The organism is Arenibacter certesii DSM 19833, assembly GCF_000429545.1.
GTDB lineage: Bacteria > Bacteroidota > Bacteroidia > Flavobacteriales > Flavobacteriaceae > Arenibacter > Arenibacter certesii.
In genome coordinates this window covers 1-1200 of sequence record NZ_AUCB01000086.1, presented here as the reverse complement: position 1 = coordinate 1200, position 1200 = coordinate 1, and the positions used below count along the sequence as shown (strand labels likewise).

1 rRNA gene is annotated in these 1200 nt (G+C 50.6%); it reads left to right on the top strand.

The features are described 5' to 3' along the window. Positions 1–76: 76 nt before the first annotated feature. Positions 77–1200, top strand: a 16S ribosomal RNA gene (locus tag G466_RS0118905); the annotation flags it as partial.

Below are 1200 nucleotides of genomic sequence, written 5' to 3'. Positions count from 1 at the left end.
GATATTGAAAAAAGAAACCGAAAATACGAGCTGGGCATTTAGCTTTTAATGGTTGATCGAAGTAATTTAAGAATCAACGATGAAGAGTTTGATCCTGGCTCAGGATGAACGCTAGCGGCAGGCCTAACACATGCAAGTCGAGGGGCAGCATTTCCAGTTTACTGGAAGATGGCGACCGGCGCACGGGTGAGTAACGCGTATAGAATCTGCCCTTTACTGGGGAATAGCCCGAAGAAATTTGGATCAATGCCCCATGGTCCCTATGTATGGATTCATATATAGGGTAAAGGTTACGGTAAAGGATGACTATGCGTCCCATTAGTTAGTTGGTAGGGTAACGGCCTACCAAGACTGCGATGGGTAGGGGCCCTGAGAGGGGGATCCCCCACACTGGTACTGAGACACGGACCAGACTCCTACGGGAGGCAGCAGTGAGGAATATTGGACAATGGGCGAGAGCCTGATCCAGCCATGCCGCGTGCAGGAAGACGGTCCTATGGATTGTAAACTGCTTTTATACGGGAAGAACCTAGGGCACGTGTGCTCTACTGACGGTACCGTAAGAATAAGGATCGGCTAACTCCGTGCCAGCAGCCGCGGTAATACGGAGGATCCGAGCGTTATCCGGAATCATTGGGTTTAAAGGGTCCGTAGGCGGGCCATTAAGTCAGGGGTGAAAGTCTGCGGCTCAACCGTAGAATTGCCCTTGATACTGGTGGTCTTGAGTTATGGTGAAGTAACTAGAATATGTGGTGTAGCGGTGAAATGCATAGATATCACATAGAATACCGATTGCGAAGGCAGGTTACTAACCATATACTGACGCTGATGGACGAAAGCGTGGGGAGCGAACGGGATTAGATACCCCGGTAGTCCACGCCGTAAACGATGGATACTAGCTGTCCGGCAGCAATGCTGGGCGGCCAAGCGAAAGTGATAAGTATCCCACCTGGGGAGTACGTCCGCAAGGATGAAACTCAAAGGAATTGACGGGGGCCCGCACAAGCGGTGGAGCATGTGGTTTAATTCGATGATACGCGAGGAACCTTACCAGGGCTTAAATGTAGTCTGACAGCTTTAGAGATAGAGTTTTCTTCGGACAGATTACAAGGTGCTGCATGGTTGTCGTCAGCTCGTGCCGTGAGGTGTCAGGTTAAGTCCTATAACGAGCGCAACCCCTGCCGTTAGTTGCCAGCATGT